Below are 17,433 nucleotides of genomic sequence, written 5' to 3' on the forward strand. Positions count from 1 at the left end.
AGCAGCCTCACGGTCTCTCTGCCGAACCAGCGGACGTCGGCGCCGAAGGGGAGAACCGTCATGATCGACCTCGACCAGGCCCGCACCCGCGCCAAGCAACGCCTCGCGCAGCGGCGTACGACCGACCCGTCGGCCCGGCTCGCCGACGTCCAGCACGAGCTCGCCCGCGAGCTCGGGCACCGCAGCTGGCCCGACCTCGTGCGCGACGCCGAACGCTTCGGGCCCGTCTCGCCCGACGACGTCCCCTGGGAGCGCATCCGCCGGGTGAGCGTCGTCTGCTTCGTCGAGGACGTCGCCGTGGAGGGCGGTGCGTCGGTCGTGCTCCACGAGCACGACGGACGCTGGGTCGTCCCGACCGGCCAGCGCCTCGGCGACGAGGACGTCTGGGACGAGTCGGTGCTGCGGATCCCGTTGCGCGCCATGGGGTTCCGCCGCCAGGGCACCCACCCGCTCGCGCTCGACAGCCGTCGGCGCCACGTCGTGTTCTGGGTCGAGGGCGGCCGCTACTCCGGCACCCGGCTGCCGGGCCGCGACGACGTCGCGTGGTGGTCGGGTCCGGCCGCCGAGGCGGTCGCCCTGCTCGAGGCGCAGGGCGACGGCGCGCTGGCCCGCCTGGTCGCGCGTGCCGACGAGGACCGGCGCACGATGACCTACGCGCGGCACGCCGGCGACCTGCACCGCACCCTCGTCGGCGCCTACCTGCGCGCCGACACCCCGCAGGGCGGGTCGGGCTTCGGCGGGTCCGCGCAGGACTGGCGCGACTCCCGCGGCCAGCTCGCCGACGCCCTCGACGGGCTCGGGACCGGTCGCGACGCCGTCCGGTTCCTCGACCACTGCTGCGCCAACGGGCACCTGGCGGTCTCGATGGTCGCCTGGGGGGCCGAGCGCGGCGTGCGCGTCGAGCCGTACGGCGTCGACGTCGCCCCCGAGCTCGTCGAGCGGGCCCGCGCCGACCACCCCGACCTCGCCGACCGCTTCCTGGTCGGCGACGCGACGACCTGGCGGCACCCCGACGGTCTGCGCTTCGACCTGGTCCACATGCTCTACGACGTCGTCCCCGCCGACCGGTGGCCGGCGCTGACGCAGCACCTGCTCGACGCGGTGGTCGCCCCCGGCGGCCGGCTCCTGGTCAGCCACTACGGCGACCTGCCGGCCTCGATGTCGCCCGAGGCCATCGTCACCGGCCTGGCCCTGCGGGTCGCCGGCCGCACCGCCGTCCCGACCCGCGACGGGCGCCCCCGCGGCTTCCCCAGCGTCTGGATCGACACCCACCTCGCCGACCCGTCGCGTAGACGCGACGGGTCGGCGTAAATCACAGGTCGACCCGTCGCGTGGACGCGACGGGTCGACCTGGTGGGGCGTGGATCAGAGGTTGCGCAGGACCTCGCGCATCAGCTCGGCGGTCTCGGACGGCGTCTTGCCGACCTTGACGCCGACGGCCTCGAGGGCCTCCTTCTTGGCCTGGGCGGTGCCCGAGGAGCCCGACACGATGGCGCCGGCGTGGCCCATGGTCTTGCCCTCGGGAGCGGTGAAGCCCGCGACGTAGCCGACGACCGGCTTGGTCACGTTGTCCTTGATGTAGGCCGCGGCCCGCTCCTCGGCGTCGCCGCCGATCTCGCCGATCATCACGATCGCCAAGGTGTCGGGGTCGGCCTCGAACGCAGCGAGCGCGTCGATGTGCGTCGTCCCGATGATCGGGTCGCCGCCGATGCCGATGGCCGTCGAGAAGCCGTAGTCCTTGAGCTCGTACATCATCTGGTAGGTCAGCGTGCCCGACTTGGACACCAGACCGACCGGGCCGGTGCCCGCGATGGTGTGGGGCGTGATGCCGGCCAGCGACTCACCGGGGGTGATGATGCCCGGGCAGTTGGGGCCGATCATCCGCGTGCCGGCCTTGTTGGCCTCGCTCTGCAGGTAGGACCACACCTCGGCGGTGTCCTGCACGGGCACGCCCTCGGTGATGACCACGAGCAGACCGATGCCGGCGTCGATGGCCTCGATGCAGGCGTCCTTGGTGAACGCCGGCGGCACGAACGCGACCGACACGTCGGCGCCGGTCTCCTTCATCGCCTCCTCGACGGTGCCGAAGACCGGGAGCTCCTTGCCGTCGAGCTCGACGGTGGTGCCGGCCTTGCGGGCGTTGACGCCGCCGACGATGTTGCTGCCGGACTGGAGCATCAGGGTGGTGTGCTTGGCACCCATCCCGCCGGTGATGCCCTGGACGATGATCTTGCTGTCCTTGTTGAGGTAGATCGACATGTCACTTACCGCCGTTCGCGAGCTCAGCGGCCTTGTCGGCCGCGCCGTCCATCGTGTCGACCTGCGTGACGAGCGGGTGGTTCAGCTCGTCGAGGATCGCGCGACCCTTGTCGACGTTGTTGCCGTCGAGGCGTACGACGAGCGGCTTGGTGGCCGCGTCGCCGAGGATCTCGAGGGCGCCCTTGATGCCGTTGGCGACCTCGTCGCAGGCGGTGATGCCGCCGAAGACGTTGACGAAGACGCTCTTGACCTGCTCGTCGTTGAGGATCACGTCGAGGCCGTCGGCCATCACCTGGGCGTTGGCGCCACCACCGATGTCGAGGAAGTTGGCCGGCTTGACGCCGCCGTGGGCCTCGCCGGCGTAGGCGACCACGTCGAGCGTCGACATGACCAGGCCCGCGCCGTTGCCGATGATGCCGACCTGGCCGTCGAGCTTGACGTAGTTGAGGCCCTTGGCCTTGGCCTTCGCCTCGAGCGGGTCGGTCTCGTCCTTAATCTCGAAGGCCTCGTGCTCGTGGTGACGCACCTCGGAGGCGTTGTCGTCGAGCGAGATCTTGCCGTCGAGTGCCTCGAGCTTGTCGTCGGCCAGCCGCGCGAGCGGGTTGACCTCGACGAGCGTCGCGTCCTCCTCGACGAAGACCGTGTAGAGGGCCTCGATCATCGTGACGGCCTGCTCGAAGACGGCCTCGGGGAACTTGGCCGCGGTCGCGATCTCACGCGCCTTGGCGGCGTCGACGCCGGTGCCCGGGTCGATCGGGATCTGCTTGACGGCGTCGGGGTTGGTCTTGGCGACCTCCTCGATCTCCACACCACCCTCGACCGACGCGATGCAGAGGTACTGGCGGTTGGCGCGGTCGAGCAGGAACGAGAAGTAGTACTCCTCGACCGGCGGGGTCGCCGGCGTGACGAGCACCCGGTTGACCGTCAGCCCCTTGATCTCCATGCCGAGGATGTTCGACGCGTGCTCGAACGCCTCGTCGGCGGTCTTGGCGAGCTTGACGCCACCGGCCTTGCCGCGACCGCCGGCCTTGACCTGCGCCTTGACGACGGTCACACCGCCCATCTCCTCGGCAGCAGCCCTGGCTGCGTCTGCGGTCTCGACGACGACCCCGAGGGTCGTCGTCACGCCGTGCTTGGCGAAGAGCTCCTTCGCCTGGTACTCCATCAGGTCCACAGTCCACCACTCCCGGCGTCTCTTGGCTGCGCGGGCAGGATCGTCCTCGCGCAAGGCATTTTCCAGCCAGACCCTAGACCCGTGACGCCCCGTCCCGCCGACGAGGTCCGCTGGTGGGCCGTGGAGGTGTCCTGGACCACTCCGCGCGACGTCCGCGCCACGTCCGCGACCGGCCCGAGGACCACCCGGGGCCGGGTACGCGGTTTCGCCCCCAGGGGTGACGACGCTCGTCCACACGGGAGTCGCACCCGATTACCGGCCTCGTCACCGATCCGTTACTGTCGGGGCCGCGTCGCGTTGGCCCGTCCCGGGCCACCTTCGCCCAGCACGGCCCGCACGATCGGCACGACCAGCACCAGCGTCCACCTGTCCTCCCTCCAGGAGTCGTCTGTCAATGGGACATCACCGAGCAACGCGCCGCGACCCCGGTCGTCGACCCTCGGAGATCCCTCCCGGCAGCGAACCCGCCGGACGACGCGTGGCCCACCCGGTCGTTCCCGACGCCCGCTACGTCGGTGACCACGACGTCACCGCCGAGGTGCCGCTGCCGCGGGCCCAGACGCCCGGGCGGCGCAAGGCCGTCAAGCACGCCGGCTCGCGTGGACCGCTCTTCCGCGGCCTCCCGTCGGCGCCCGTGCTGCTGGGCGTGGCCACCATGGCCGTCACCGTCGGCGGGGTGCTCTACTCCCCCGCCGCCCCGACCGCGACCCTGGCCGGCACCGTCGTCAACGACGTCCGCCCGGCCAGCGCCCTGTCGGGGTCGGGCGGCATCGCCACCGTGGGGAGCCTGCGCACCACCCTGAGCCGCAGCGGTCCGCGCGACACGCTGGGCCAGGCCTCCGAGTCCGACCTGGTCGCCGTCGCCGAGGCCCAGGCCGAGGAGCGCAACGCCGCCCTCGGCGCGCTGGCGGCCCAGGCGGAGAAGCAGGCGGCCAAGATCGAGGAGAACCGCTGGTTCCTCCCGACCGACCCGGTGGTCCTCACCGCCCGCTTCGGCGAGTACGGCCTGTGGGCCAGCTACCACACCGGCCTCGACTTCAACGGCGAGACCGGTGACCCGATCCACGCGATCGCCAACGGCGTGGTGACCTTCGCCGGCTACGACGGCTCCTACGGCAACAAGACCGTCGTCACCCTCGAGGACGGCACCGAGATCTGGTACTGCCACCAGACCACCCAGTACGTCTCCGTCGGCGACGTCGTCACCGGCGACGAGATCATCGGCACCATCGGCGCCACCGGCCACGTCACCGGCTCTCACCTCCACGTCGAGGTCCGCCCCGGCGGCGGTGACCCCGTCGACCCGTACGCCGCCTTCGTCGCCCACGGCGTCGTCCCCTGACCTGACCTCACGCGGGCTCGGGCCTCGGCGCCTGGGTCTCCCGCGTGCTGCGATCGCGCAAGGGGCCGCGGCAAGCCGTGTCCTCGTCGGCGCGGACGACCGAGCCTCACACCATCAGCCCCACTTGCCCCACCGGTGCCACCGGTGCCACCGGGACGATGGAGCAGTGACAGGGCCGGTGAAATCTCAGCGTCCCTGTCACAGGTTCGACGTCCCGGTGTGACCACCGTGACCCAGAGGCACCCGACCCGGACGCCATGAGGCCTGGAGGCGGGTTGGGTGCGTCGGTGCGGCCGGTGTGGTCTCGTGACGGTTGCTAGCGCAACCTCCTCGGCCGCCGCGGGGTGATCGTCGCGATCGCCGTGGGTGCCGGGCCGGCCTGGCTAGAGCTTCTCGATCGGCGCGACGCGCAGCAGCAGCCGCTTGACAGGGCCCGAGCCGAAGTCGATCGAGGCGATGGTCTTGTCGCCCTGGCCCTCGAGGGCGACGACGGTGCCGAGGCCGAAGGAGTCGTGGGTGACCCGGTCGCCGGGCTCGAGCGAGGGGACGCTGCGGTTGCGGATCGACTTGGACGCGGCGTCGGCGCGGGCCGCGGCCGCGGAGAAGTGACGGCGGCCGGCGGCGGTCGGCTGGAAGCCGGTGCCGGAGTAGGCCGGGGACGAGGCGGCGAGGTCGGGACGGCCCCAGCTCGTCTGGGCGGCCTCGGTGCGGCGCCAGTCGACCAGGTCGACGGGCAGCTCGTCGAGGAAGCGGCTGGCCGGGTTGTGCGCCGGCGCCCCCCACGAGGAGCGCACGACGGCACGCGAGATGTAGAGACGCTCGCGGGCGCGGGTGATGCCGACGTAGGCCAGGCGGCGCTCCTCCTCGAGCTCGGTGCGGTCCCCCAAGGCGCGCGAGTGCGGGAACACGCCGTCCTCGAGACCGGTGAGGAAGACGGTGGGGAACTCCAGGCCCTTGGCGGTGTGGAGCGTCATCAGGGTGACGACGCCCTGCCCGTCGTCGTCGTCGGGGATCTGGTCGGAGTCGGCGACCAGGGCGACCCGCTCGAGGAAGTCGGCCAGGCCCGGGGCGACCAGGTCGGCGTCGACGTCGGCCGGGTCGGCGGAGGGTCCGGCGAGGGGGTCGTCGGAGAACTCGCGGGCGACCGCGACCAGCTCGCCGAGGTTCTCGACGCGGGTCTCGTCCTGCGGGTCGTCGGAGGCCTCGAGCTCGGCGAGCAGGCCCGACTTGTCGAGCGCGGTCGACAAGACGACGTCGGCACGCTCACCCGCGGCGACCATGGCCTGGAGCTCCTCGACCAGGGCGACGAACCCGCGGATGTTGGTCAGCGACCGGGTCGCGAGCCCGGGGGCGTCCTCGGCGCGGCGCAGGGCCTCCCAGAACGTGATGCGCTCGCGCTCGGCGAGCTCGTTGACGCAGGCGACCGCCCGGTCGCCGATGCCGCGCTTGGGCACGTTGAGGATGCGGCGCAGCGACACCGAGTCGTCGGCGTTGACCAGCATGCGCAGGTAGGCCAGCGCGTCGCGGACCTCGCGGCGCTCGTAGAAGCGCACGCCCCCGACCACCTTGTAGGGCTGACCGGTGCGGATGAACACCTCCTCGAAGACACGCGACTGGGCGTTGGTGCGGTAGAACACCGCGACGTCGCCGGCGCGATGCCCGTCGTCGGTGAGCTTGTCGATCTCGTCGCTGACGAACCGGGCCTCGTCGCGCTCGTCGTCGGCGACGTAGCCGACGATGCGCGCACCGTCGCCGGCGTCGGACCACAGCCGCTTGTCCTTGCGGCCCTGGTTGTGGCCGATCACCGCGTTGGCGGCGGTGAGGATGGTCTGGGTCGAGCGGTAGTTCTGCTCGAGCAGGATCGAGGTGGCGTCGGGGAAGTCCTGCTCGAAGTCGAGGATGTTGCGGATGTTGGCGCCCCGGAAGGCGTAGATCGACTGGTCGGCGTCGCCCACGACCATCAGCTCGGCGGGCTCGACCCGCTGCTCCTCGCTCACCTCCGGGTCGTCGGCGCACAGCTGGTGGATCAGGGCGTACTGCGCGTGGTTGGTGTCCTGGTACTCGTCGACGAGCACGTGGCGGAAGCGGCGCCGGTAGGTCTCGCGGACCTCGGGGAAGGCCTGCATCAGGTGGACCGTGGTCATGATCAGGTCGTCGAAGTCGAGGGCGTTGGCCTCGTGCAGGCGCCGCTGGTAGAGCGAGTAGGCCGCCGCGTAGGACTGCTCGACGCCGTTCTTGGCGTCGGCTGCGACGTCCTCGTGGTCACGCAGCTCGTTCTTGTGGTTGCTGACCCAGTGGAGCACCGGACCGGGCTGGAACTTGCGCGGGTCGAGGTCGAGGTCCTTGATGACCAGCGTCATCAGCCGCTTCTGGTCCTGGGCGTCGTAGATCGAGAAGCTCGACTTGTAGCCCAGCTTGTCGATCTCCTTGCGCAGGATGCGCACGCAGGCGGAGTGGAAGGTGCTGACCCACATCAGGCGGGCCCGCCGCCCGACGAGCTCCTCGACGCGCTCCTTCATCTCGGCGGCGGCCTTGTTGGTGAAGGTGATGGCCAGGATCGAGCCGGGGTGGGCCTTGCGCTCGGAGATCAGCCAGGCGATCCGACGGGTCAGCACCCGGGTCTTGCCCGACCCGGCACCGGCGACGACCAGGAGCGGGGCACCGGCGTGGCGCACCGCGGCCTGCTGCGGGTCGTTGAGCCCGGCCAGCAGCTCCTCGGGCGACGGGCCCGTACGGGCCGCCGGCCCCGGGCGGTCCTCACGCTGTCCGGCGCCCGCGCCGAGCGACAGGTCGAGGCCGAGGTCGAGGGAGAGGTCGGGCGTGCTCATCGTGGGTCCAGCCTACGGCGGGCCACCGACACCCCGGCCGGCGGCGCCGGCTCGGCTCGACCCACCCGGTCCCGGTCGCGTCGACGTCGAGCGCCACCGGGCGGCGTACCTCGAGACCTCCCGCGCGGCGAGGACAGATGTGGGTCTTTTGTGGATCTGCTGTTGCTCGACGTTGAGGCTGCGCTGAGGTTCGGGGCGCAGGGTGACGTGGTGCTGCGCCTCTCCCTGATCCTCGTCGCACACCCGGCGACCCCGACCGCCGGGGAGCGCGACTGAGGTGTCCTCGCGAAGCCAGCTGATCCTCGGAATCCTGCTCGCCGCCACCGGATTCACCCTGTTCCTCACCGTGGCCACGTCGGCCAACAGCCTCGAGGACCCCACCGGCCCCTCCTCGGAGCGCACGGCCGAGTGGGTGAGCGGCCCGGTCCCGACCGATTCCACACCCCCGTCGGCCACCCCGACGCCCGACCCCACGCCCGCCCCGGCGCCGACGCGGTTCGCGACGCTGGTCCTGCCGCGCAGCGGGGCACAGGTGCCCGTCGTGCGGGGCACCGACGCCGCCGCGCTCGCGAGCGGTGCCGGCCAGTGGGACAACGGCACCGAGCCCGGCGGCAAGGGCAACGTGGTCATCGTCACCGCGCCGGGCGACGCCACCGCCGGGGCCGGCATCGACGGTCTGCGACGTGGCGACCGGGTCGTCCTGCAGACCGCGGCCTACCGCTACGTCTACGTCATGGACACGCGCGGCGACGCCTTCCGCGTGCCCGGCACGGCACGGTGGCCCCTCGTCGACTCACCCGGACCGACCCGAGCCGACCGGCGCCGGGTCCTCACCCTCGTCACGGCCACCGGGAGCGACCCCGCCGCGGACCGCCTGATCGCCTTCGGCCACCTGCGCGCCGTCCACCTGCGCCCCGGCGCAGGGTCCCGGGCCGGCTGACCCGACTGCCCCGAGGCCGTCAGCGGCCGGTGGCGGTGAAGTGCTGGTAGTCGTGCAGCGTCACGAAGTCGCCGCCCCACGACCACCCGATCCGGGCGAACTCGCGCACGGCGAGGCTGCCGTCCAGCACCATGCCCGGCCGGACCCACGTGCGGTCGAGATAGCTGCTCGCGAGCTCGGGGAGCACCAGGTCGCCCTTGACGTAGGGGTTCTGGAAGGGGTCGAGGTCGAGGGCCAGACCGTAGGCGTGGGCCGAGAACCCGCTGCTCTGCCCGGTGGTGGGCCGGCACACGTAGGCCCCGGTGTTGTTGCCGTCGCCGGTCGGGGGCAGGTCGAGCTCGTCGAGCGAGGTCAGGCGCATCTGCTCGATCGGGAAGTCGGCGGCGTACAGCGCCCGGAAGACCGACACGACCCCGGCGGCCTCGGTGGCGGCGACGACCAGCTCGCCGGTGTGCGCGGCGCCGTCGAAGCCGCGGAAGGACACGGTGACGTAGCGCAGCTCGGCGAGCGCGACCGGGCAGCCGGGACGCCACGCCAGCCTCGACGCGATCGCGGGCGTGACCGGGCCGGCGCTCGAGCGCCACCGGCCGCCGGGTGGCGGGGGCAGCACGTCGCGGGTCGGGTAGCGCCGCTCGCGCAGGGTCGGCGGGGTCGGCCGCACCTGGCCGAAGCCGTCTGGGCGCAGCGGGAGCCTCCGCTGACCCAGCGGCCAGGTCGAGTACGCCGGAGCGCGGGTCGGCGGGGCGGTCGGCGGGGCGGTCGGCGGGGCGGTCGGCGGGGCGGTCGGCGGGGTGGTCGGGGACGTGGTGGCCGACGTGGTCGGCGCGAAGCTCGGCGCGGCGGTGGGTTGCGGGGCCCGGGCCGGCGACGAGCAGCCAGCCAGCAGCAGCGCGGCCGCCACGAGCAGCGGCTTCACAGCAGCCGGCGGTCGGAGGCCCAGCGGGTGAGCTCGTGGCGCGACGAGAGCTGCAGCTTGCGCAGGACCGACGACATGTGGGTCTCGACGGTCTTGATGGAGATGAAGAGCTCCTTGGCGACCTCCTTGTAGGCGTAGCCGCGGGCGATCAGGCGCATCACCTCCCGCTCGCGCTCGGTGAGGCGGTCGAGGTCCTCGTCGACGGCGGCGAGCTCGATCGAGCCGGCGAAGGCGTCGAGCACGAAGCCGGCCAGGCGCGGCGAGAAGACGGCGTCGCCCTCGGAGACCCGCTTGATCGCGGCGACCAGCTCGGGCCCGGTGATGGTCTTGGTGACGTAGCCGCGGGCGCCGCCGCGGATGGTGCCGATGACGTCCTCGGCCGCGTCGCTGACCGACAGCGCCAGGAAGCGGGTGCCGGGGGCGTTGCTGCGGCGCATCACCTCGACCCCGCCCCCACCGGGCAGGTGCACGTCGAGCAGCACCACGTCGGGGGCGTGAGCGGCGACCGCGCGGACGGCCTCGTCGACGTCGGCGGCCTCGGCGAGGACCCGGACGACCCCGGCGCCGGCGGCCTCGAGCTCGGCCCGGACCCCGCGGCGGAACATGGCGTGGTCGTCGACCAGGACGACGGTGATCAGGTCGGTGGTCGGGCCGGCGGTCGGGTCGGGGCTCATGCGGGGTCTCCCTGGAGGGTGCGGGGCAGGTGGAGCCGGACCTCGGTGCCGCCACCGGGCTCGGAGCGGACTTCGCCGCGGCCACCGTGACGGTCCATCCGGTCGACGATGCTGCGGCGTACGCCGTGGCGGTCGTCGGCGACGGCGGCGGGGTCGAAGCCGACGCCGCGGTCACGGACGAAGACGTCGACGGCACCGTCGGTGATCTCGGCGTAGACGTCGACGCGCGGCACGCCGGCGTGCTTGGCGGCGTTGGTGAGGGACTCTCGCGTCGCCGCGACGACCGGTCGCAGGCCCTCCTCGAGCGGGGCGTCGCCGACGGTGACGACGTCGACGCTGATGCCGTGGGCGTCCTCGACCTCCGCCGCGACCCCGCGCAGCGCGCTGGCCACGGTGGAGCCGCCGGTGGCGTCCTCGGAGAACAACCAGGAGCGCAGGTCGCGCTCCTGCGCGCGGGCGAGCCGGGAGACGGCGACCTGGTCGCCGGCGTTCTTCTGGATCAGCGCGAGGGTCTGCAGCACGGAGTCGTGCAGGTGGGCGGCGACGTCGGCGCGCTCCTGGGTGCGCACGCGCTCGGCGCGCTCGTCGGACAGCTCGCTGGCCAGGCGCCACACCCACGGGCCCACGACCACCACGATGCCGACGACGCCGAGGCTCCCGGCGATCACCGCACCCCGCGCCTGGCGCAGCGAGCCCTCGTCGAAGCCGAGGATGAACAGCGCCGACAGCAGCAGCGCCAGCCCGGCCGCGACGCGCGTGTAGGAGGCCCACCCGCCCGCACCGAACACGATGCGCAACGGGTTGAGGCGACCGTTGACGTCGAACCACCGCTCGCGCTGGGCCTCGTCGGCCTGGCGCCACAGCAGGGCCACCCCGACCACCGCGACGGTCACGGGCCAGGACACCGCGCCACGACCGAAGATCGCCTGGGCGGTGAAGACCGCGGCGATGCCCAGCGCGCCCAGCACGATGACCGGGCCCGCGTCGCTGAGGCGTCGCCTCACCCCGGGACGACGGCCGCCCCGGCTGGCGCTCTCGAGCCCGGGGGCGGCGTGCGCGAAGCCCGACCCGGCCGGCAGCAGGACCCAGAACGCGGCGTACAGGACCAGGCCCAGGCCACCGAGCGCGGTGGTGACCACGAAGCCCAGCCGGACCCAGAGCACCGGCAGGCCGAGGTGGTGGGCGAGACCGGACGCGACCCCGCCCACGATCGAGTCGTGCAGGTCGCGGTGGGCGCGCCGGTACTGGTGGGGCGGCGGCGTGGACAGGGCGGTCATCTCGGGATCCATCGTCACACAGCGCACCGCCCCTCCCCATGAGGTGAGACCCCGGCCCGACCCCCGGTCCGACCCCGAGGGCGAGCGCCCGCCGGGTGCGCGAGGATCAGGGGCGTCCCCGATGGTGGGACGCCCCCGACGAGACCACGCTGGTCACATGAGCACCCACCCCACCGAGACAGCACCCCAGCCGTCACCCCAGCCGCCGCGCGGCGACGGACCGCGGGTCTCCCGCGACGAGGTCCGCGACCTGGCCCGGCTGCGCCGTTCGCGCGACGACCGCAAGATCGGCGGTGTCGCCGGCGGCATCGCCCGCCACCTCGACATCGACCCGATCATCCCGCGGGTCCTGCTGGTGGTGCTCGTGTTCTTCGGGGGCGCCGGCGTCCTGCTGTACGCCGCCCTCTGGCTGGTCGTGCCCGTCGAGGGCACCGACGAGGCGACGATCCGTCTCGACGACCGCAGCCGCGCCGTCGCACTGGTCATCGTCGGGGCGATCGGCGGGCTCGCCCTGCTCGGCGACACCCTCGGCGGCTGGGGCTTCCCCTGGCCGGTCGTGCTCGGCGGCGTGGTGGTGCTGGTGGTGATGCTGGCCCGCGGGGGCGAGCCGCGCGTGCACCCGCTGCTGCGCGAGGGTGGGACGGCAGCCGCGGCCCCGGCCCCGAGGCCGAGCCGGCGCCGTGGACCCGTGCTGTTCTGGTACGCCGTGGCGGCGATCGCCCTGGGCTGCGGGGTGCTCGGCATCGTCGACACCGCCGGGGCCGACGTGCGCGGGTCCGCCTACCCGGCCCTGGCCCTCGCGACCTGCGCCGCACTGCTGCTGCTCGGAGCGTTCTGGGGACGGGCCGGTGGGCTGATCGCGCTCGGGCTGGTCGCGGCGGTCGCGACCGCCGGTGCGACCGCCGCGGGCGAGGCCGATGCCGGCGAGGTCAGGGCCACCCCGACCTCTGCCGCGGCGGTGTCGGACCGCTACGTCCTCGACTTCGGCGTCATCGACCTCGACCTCACCCGGGTCGTCGACCCCGAGAACCTCGACGGGCAGACCGTCGAGGTCGAGCTGCGCTTCGCGGGCCGGATCGAGGTCACGGTCCCCGACGACGTCGACGTGGTCGTGCACAGCGACATCGAGGAGGGCGACGTGGAGGTGTTCGGCGACGTGGTCGCCGACGGACCGCAGACCACCTCCGCCGACGGCGGGCCCGACGCCCCGCGGCTCACCCTCGACGTCTCGACCGAGTTCGGCGAGATCGTCGTCACCCGACAGGACGCGAACCGATGAGCACCACGCCGACCACGCCCACCACCCCTGACGCCACCCCTGACGCCACCCTTGACGCCACCCCGGGCGCCACCACCGCGCCCTCCGGGCGCCACCCCGTCAGCATCGCCCACCTCGTGATGGGGGTCGCGTTCGCCGGCCTCGTCGTCGTGTGGGCCCTGATCACCACCGACGCCGTCACGGGCGACCACGTGCGCTGGCTGCTGCCGGTGCCGTGGGTGCTCGGCGGGGTGGCGGGGCTGGTCGGGCTCGTCGCCTCCGACCGCCGCCACCTCGGCCATGCCGGCTCGGCGGGCCAGCAGCAGGTCGGGTGGGTCGACGCAGGGGGCTCCAGCAAGATGGAGCCGTGAGCACACCCTCCCTCGGCTCGATCACCACCGTGCCGGCCCTCGAGCGGCCCGACCTCCTGGCGCCCCCGGTCGCCGGCGCGCTCGCGACCTGGGAGCACGCGGGCGCGGTCGGGGTGGTGGAGATCGACCCGGCCGTCGCCGACACTGCCGCCCTGGCCGCGGCCTACGCGATCGGCATGGACACCGGCGCCAACTGCGTGGTCGTCGCCGGCCGGCGCGACGGCGAGGAGCGCACCGCCGCCTGCCTGGTGCGCGCCGACACCCGCGCCGACGTCAACGGGCTGGTCAAGCGTCTGCTCGACGTGCGCAAGTGCTCGTTCCTGCCGATGGACCGGGCCGTCGCGGAGTCCGGCATGGAGCACGGCGGCATCACCCCGGTCGGCCTGCCGCCCGAGTGGCGGCTGCTCCTCGACGCCCGGGTCGCCGCCATGGACGTGGCGGTCGTCGGGTCCGGCGTACGCCGCTCCAAGCTGCTGGTGCCGGGCCGGCTGCTCGCGCTGCTGCCCGGCGCCGAGGTGGTCGACGGCCTGGCCGGTTGAGCCCCACCAGATAACGGTTGGATCAACCAGCACCCCGGTCCGTACCGTCAGCGGGTGCGACACCTCCCTCTCGACCATCCCGGGACCGCCGACCACCGGTCGCCGACACGGTTCCTGTGGTGGCTGGCCGGGGGCCAGTGGCGCACCCTGGTCGGCGGGATGGCGTTCGGCATCGTGTGGATGAGCTGCCAGGCCGTGATGCCGGCGGTCATCGGCCGGGCCATCGACCAGGGCGTCTCCGCCCAGGACGGCGGCACGCTGCTGGCCTACGCCGGGCTGATGCTGGCCGTCGGCCTGGTCCAGGCGTTCACCGGGATCATGCGGCACCGCTTCGCGGTGACCAACTGGCTGACCGCGGCGTACCGCACGGTGCAGCTGACCGCGCGCCACACCGTCCACCTCGGCGGCACCCTGTCGCGCAAGGTGTCGACCGGCGAGGTCGTCGCCATCGGCAACACCGACATCTCGGCGCTGGGCCAGGTGATGGACGTCAGCGCCCGCTTCAGCGGGGCCGTCGTGTCGTTCGTCCTGGTCGCGGTGATCCTGCTGCAGACCTCGACGACGCTGGGCCTGGTCGTCCTGGTCGGAGTGCCCGGCCTGATGCTGCTCATCGGCCCGCTGCTCTCCCCGCTGCAGCGTCGCAGCACCGCGCAGCGCCACCTCATGGGCGGGCTGTCCAACACCGCCAGCGACATCGTCGGCGGCCTGCGGGTGCTGCGCGGCGTCGGCGGCGAGCAGGTGTTCCTCGACCGCTACCGCCGCGAGTCGCAGGCCACCCGGCGCGCGGGCGTCTCCGTGGCCCGCGTGCAGTCCCTGCTCGACGCGCTGCAGGTGCTGCTGCCGGGTGTCTTCGTGGTCGTGGTCGTGTGGCTCGGCGCGCGCTACGCCGTCGACGGGCGGATCAGCCCCGGCGAGCTCGTGGCGTTCTACGGCTACGCGGCGTTCCTGATGATCCCGCTGCGCACCGCCACCGAGTACGCCAACAAGCTCATCCGGGCCCGGGTCGCCGCCCAGCGCGTGTGCCGCCTGCTCGCGCTCGAGCCCGAGGTCGTCGAGCCGGTCGAGCCCGCCGCTGCTCCCCCGGTCGGCGCCGAGCTCGCCGACGCCCGGTCCGGGCTGCAGGTGCGCCCCGGCACGATGACCGCGGTCGTCTGCGAGCCGTCCGACGACGCCGCCGTCCTGGCCGACCGGCTCGGGCTGTGCGCCGCCGTGCCCGACGACGACGTCACGCTGGGCGGCACGCCCCTGACGGCGCTGCCGCGTGCCGACGTACGCCGCCGCGTCGTGGTCTCCGACACCGCGGCCACCTTGTTCTCCGGCCGGCTCGGCGACCGGCTCGACGTCACCGGCGCCGGCGGCGCGCAGGTCGAGCGGGCGCTGGCCACCGCCTCGGCCGGCGACATCCTCGACGCCCTGCCCGACGGCCTCGACACCGTGGTCACCGAACGCGGCCGCAGCTTCTCCGGCGGACAGCGCCAGCGCCTGGTGCTGGCACGGGTGCTCACCGGCGACCCCGAGGTGCTGGTGCTGGTCGAGCCGACCTCGGCCGTCGACGCCCACACCGAGGCCCGCATCGCCGCGCGGCTGCGCGAGCACCGCACCGGCCGTACGACGGTGGTCATGACCAGCAGCCCGCTGCTGCTCGACGCCGTCGACCAGGTCGCGTTCCTGCGCGACGGGGTGGTGGTCGCGACCGGCACCCACGCCGACCTGCTGCGCGACGTCCCGGCCTACCGCGCGGTCGTCACCCGCGAGGAGGTGAGCGTGTGAGCACCACGCTCCCGGTCGCCGACAGCGGCTCGCTGCGCCGCTACGCCGTCGACCTGGCCCGCCGCCACCCGCGGCTGCTGTGGAGCGCGCTGGTGCTGCACGTGCTGGCGGCGGTCGCCGGGCTCGCCGCGCCGCGGTTGCTCGGCGGTCTGGTCGAGTCGGTCGAGAACGGCACCACGACCGACCACGTCGACCGCATCATCCTGCTGCTCGCCGGGTTCCTCGTCGTGCAGACCGTGCTGACCCGCTACGCCCGGCTGGTGAGCCAGGTCCTGGGCGAGCAGGTGCTCGCCGAGCTGCGCGAGGACTTCGTGGGCAACGCCCTCGCCCTGCCCGTCGGGGTCGTCGAGGCCGCCGGGTCCGGCGACCTGCTCACCCGCACCAACCGTGACGTCGACCAGCTCGGCTGGTCGGTGCGCTGGGCGCTGCCCGAGTGGACGATCGCCGTCGTCACCGCCGTGCTCACCTTCGCCGCCGCGATCAGCGTCGGCTGGTGGGTCGCCCTGCCCTGCGTGCTCGGGGTCCCGCCCCTGGTGCTCGGGCTGCGGTGGTACCTGGCCCGCGCCAAGGACGGCTACCTGCGCGAGTCGGCGTCGTACTCCCAGATCAACGCGACCCTCACCGAGACCGTCGAGGGCGCCCGCACCGTCGAGGCGCTGGGCCTGGGCCAGGAGCGGATCGACGCGATCGACGACGACGTGCGCGAGTCGTTCGCCGCCGAGCGTTACACGCTGCACCTGCGCACCGTGTTCTTCCCGAGCATGGAGGTCAGCTACCTCGTCCCGACGGTGGCGACGCTGCTGCTCGGCGGCTACCTCTACACGCAGGGCTCGGTCTCGCTGGGTGACGTCACCGCGGCCACCCTCTACGTGCAGATGCTCATCGACCCGGTCGACCGCGTCGTCGCCATCCTCGACGAGCTGCAGATGGGCGCGGCCTCGCTGGCCCGGCTGCTGGGCGTGGCCCAGGTGCCCGACGACCGCACGGTCACCGGACGCGTCCCGGACGGCGAGCAGGTCGCCGCCGACGACGTCCGCTTCTCCTACGTCGAGGGCCGCGACGTCCTGCACGGGGTCGACCTCACCGTCGGCGTCGGCGAGCGGATCGCGATGGTCGGCCCGTCCGGCGCCGGCAAGTCGACGCTGGGCCGGTTGCTCGCCGGCATCCACCCTCCTCGCACCGGCGAGGTGACCGTCGGCGGCGTCGGGCTCGTCGAGCTGCCGCTGGGCGACCTGCGCGGCCACGTCGCGCTGGTCACCCAGGAGCACCACGTCTTCGTCGGCACCCTGCGCGACAACCTCGCCCTCGCGGCCCCTCCCGGCGCCGGGGACGCCGAGGTGCGCGCGGCTCTGGGGGCCGTCGACGCCCTCGAGTGGGCCGACGCCCTGCCCGACGGCCTCGACACCGTCGTCGGGTCGGGCGGGCGCGCGCTCAGTGCCGCGCAGGCCCAGCAGGTCGCGCTCGCACGGCTGGTCCTGGCCGACCCCCACACCCTGGTCCTCGACGAGGCGACGTCGTTGATCGACCCGCGGGCCGCCCGCCACCTCGAGCGCTCGCTGGCCGCCGTGCTCGAGGGCCGTACCGTCATCGCCATCGCCCACCGCCTGTTCTCCGCCCACGACGCCGACCGGGTCGCCGTGGTCGAGGACGGCGTCATCGCCGAGCTCGGCTCCCACGACGAGCTGGTCGCCGCCGACGGCTCGTACGCCGCGCTGTGGCGCTCGTGGAACGGTGGGTGAGGTCCCACGTCACCCCGCGGTGGTCGAGGAGGCCGCCCTGGCGACCCTCACCCACGGTGGTCGAGGAGGTTGCGCCAGCAACCGTCACGAGACCACACCAGGCCGCACCGACAGGCCTTCTCGTTCCAGGTCCTTCGGGTCCGGGTCGTACGGTCCAGACGTAGGGGACGTTCGGGTCGTGTGGTCTCGAGACGGTCGCGGGCGACCTCCTCGACCACCGTGGGCGAGATGCCGGCGTGACCTCCTCGGCGCCGAATGACCGGAATCACGTGCTTCTTGATATTTTGCGCGGACCATGACCATGGGGACGACTGACACCGCTCCCGCATTCCGGGGCGACGTCCAG

General features: G+C 73.4%; 14 protein-coding genes. 8 read left to right on the forward strand and 6 right to left on the reverse strand.

The window, feature by feature from the left end:
• Window positions 1–60 precede the first annotated feature (60 nt).
• A complete protein-coding gene (locus FZC61_RS10615; RefSeq protein WP_148614142.1) occupies window positions 61–1,311 on the forward strand; it encodes a class I SAM-dependent methyltransferase in 1,251 nt (416 codons plus the stop codon).
• Between the two features lie 54 nt (window positions 1,312–1,365).
• On the opposite strand, the gene sucD is transcribed toward FZC61_RS10615, so the two are convergent.
• Entirely contained in the window at window positions 1,366–2,259 is an 894-nt protein-coding gene (sucD, locus tag FZC61_RS10620) for a succinate--CoA ligase subunit alpha (RefSeq protein WP_148614143.1), read from the reverse strand.
• Between the two features lies 1 nt (window position 2,260).
• Entirely contained in the window at window positions 2,261–3,433 is a 1,173-nt protein-coding gene (gene sucC, locus FZC61_RS10625; RefSeq protein WP_148614144.1) for an ADP-forming succinate--CoA ligase subunit beta, read from the reverse strand.
• 478 nt (window positions 3,434–3,911) lie between these two features.
• Here sucC and FZC61_RS10630 point away from each other — a divergent pair, with 478 nt between their 5' ends.
• Window positions 3,912–4,775, forward strand: a complete 864-nt coding sequence (locus FZC61_RS10630) for a M23 family metallopeptidase (protein WP_211357202.1) — start codon at window positions 3,912–3,914, stop codon at window positions 4,773–4,775.
• Window positions 4,776–5,158: 383 nt separating this feature from the next.
• Here FZC61_RS10630 and pcrA read toward each other — a convergent pair whose 3' ends face one another.
• Window positions 5,159–7,603, reverse strand: coding sequence for a DNA helicase PcrA (gene pcrA / locus FZC61_RS10635; RefSeq protein WP_148614146.1), 2,445 nt, complete (start codon window positions 7,601–7,603; stop codon window positions 5,159–5,161).
• A gap of 277 nt (window positions 7,604–7,880) precedes the next feature.
• On the opposite strand from pcrA, the gene FZC61_RS10640 reads away from it, so the two are divergent.
• A complete protein-coding gene (locus tag FZC61_RS10640) occupies window positions 7,881–8,543 on the forward strand; it encodes a sortase (RefSeq protein ID WP_148614147.1) in 663 nt (220 codons plus the stop codon).
• Between the two features lie 19 nt (window positions 8,544–8,562).
• Here FZC61_RS10640 and FZC61_RS10645 read toward each other — a convergent pair whose 3' ends face one another.
• From FZC61_RS10645 to FZC61_RS10660, 3 genes are read right to left on the reverse strand one after another with little or no spacing between them, the layout of a single operon-like run.
• Entirely contained in the window at window positions 8,563–9,459 is an 897-nt protein-coding gene (locus FZC61_RS10645) for a M15 family metallopeptidase (protein WP_211357203.1), read from the reverse strand.
• Window positions 9,456–10,133: a LuxR C-terminal-related transcriptional regulator gene (locus FZC61_RS10655; protein ID WP_148614148.1), complete on the reverse strand. Its 678-nt coding sequence runs from the start codon at window positions 10,131–10,133 to the stop codon at window positions 9,456–9,458. Before FZC61_RS10655 ends, FZC61_RS10645 begins: the two co-directional genes overlap by 4 nt.
• A complete protein-coding gene (locus FZC61_RS10660) occupies window positions 10,130–11,410 on the reverse strand; it encodes an ATP-binding protein (RefSeq protein WP_170286063.1) in 1,281 nt (426 codons plus the stop codon). The genes FZC61_RS10655 and FZC61_RS10660 overlap by 4 nt, the downstream gene beginning before the upstream one ends.
• A gap of 157 nt (window positions 11,411–11,567) precedes the next feature.
• Here FZC61_RS10660 and FZC61_RS10665 point away from each other — a divergent pair, with 157 nt between their 5' ends.
• Genes FZC61_RS10665 through FZC61_RS10685 form a run of 5 tightly spaced genes read left to right on the forward strand, consistent with a single transcriptional unit; the run spans window position 11,568 to window position 17,087 of the window.
• Complete coding sequence (locus tag FZC61_RS10665) at window positions 11,568–12,689, forward strand: PspC domain-containing protein (RefSeq protein WP_170286064.1); 1,122 nt, start codon at window positions 11,568–11,570, stop codon at window positions 12,687–12,689.
• On the forward strand, window positions 12,686–13,039 hold the full coding sequence (locus tag FZC61_RS10670; protein ID WP_148614150.1) for a hypothetical protein: 354 nt from the start codon (window positions 12,686–12,688) through the stop codon (window positions 13,037–13,039). Before FZC61_RS10665 ends, FZC61_RS10670 begins: the two co-directional genes overlap by 4 nt.
• On the forward strand, window positions 13,036–13,578 hold the full coding sequence (locus FZC61_RS10675; protein WP_148614151.1) for a YbaK/EbsC family protein: 543 nt from the start codon (window positions 13,036–13,038) through the stop codon (window positions 13,576–13,578). Before FZC61_RS10670 ends, FZC61_RS10675 begins: the two co-directional genes overlap by 4 nt.
• Before the next feature lie 54 nt (window positions 13,579–13,632).
• Window positions 13,633–15,348, forward strand: a complete 1,716-nt coding sequence (locus tag FZC61_RS10680; RefSeq protein WP_211357204.1) for an ABC transporter ATP-binding protein — start codon at window positions 13,633–13,635, stop codon at window positions 15,346–15,348.
• Complete coding sequence (locus tag FZC61_RS10685) at window positions 15,345–17,087, forward strand: ABC transporter ATP-binding protein (RefSeq protein ID WP_148614152.1); 1,743 nt, start codon at window positions 15,345–15,347, stop codon at window positions 17,085–17,087. The genes FZC61_RS10680 and FZC61_RS10685 overlap by 4 nt, the downstream gene beginning before the upstream one ends.
• Window positions 17,088–17,433 lie beyond the last annotated feature (346 nt).

The sequence above is a fragment of the Nocardioides rubriscoriae genome, assembly GCF_008087085.1.
GTDB classification, from domain to species: domain Bacteria; phylum Actinomycetota; class Actinomycetes; order Propionibacteriales; family Nocardioidaceae; genus Nocardioides; species Nocardioides rubriscoriae.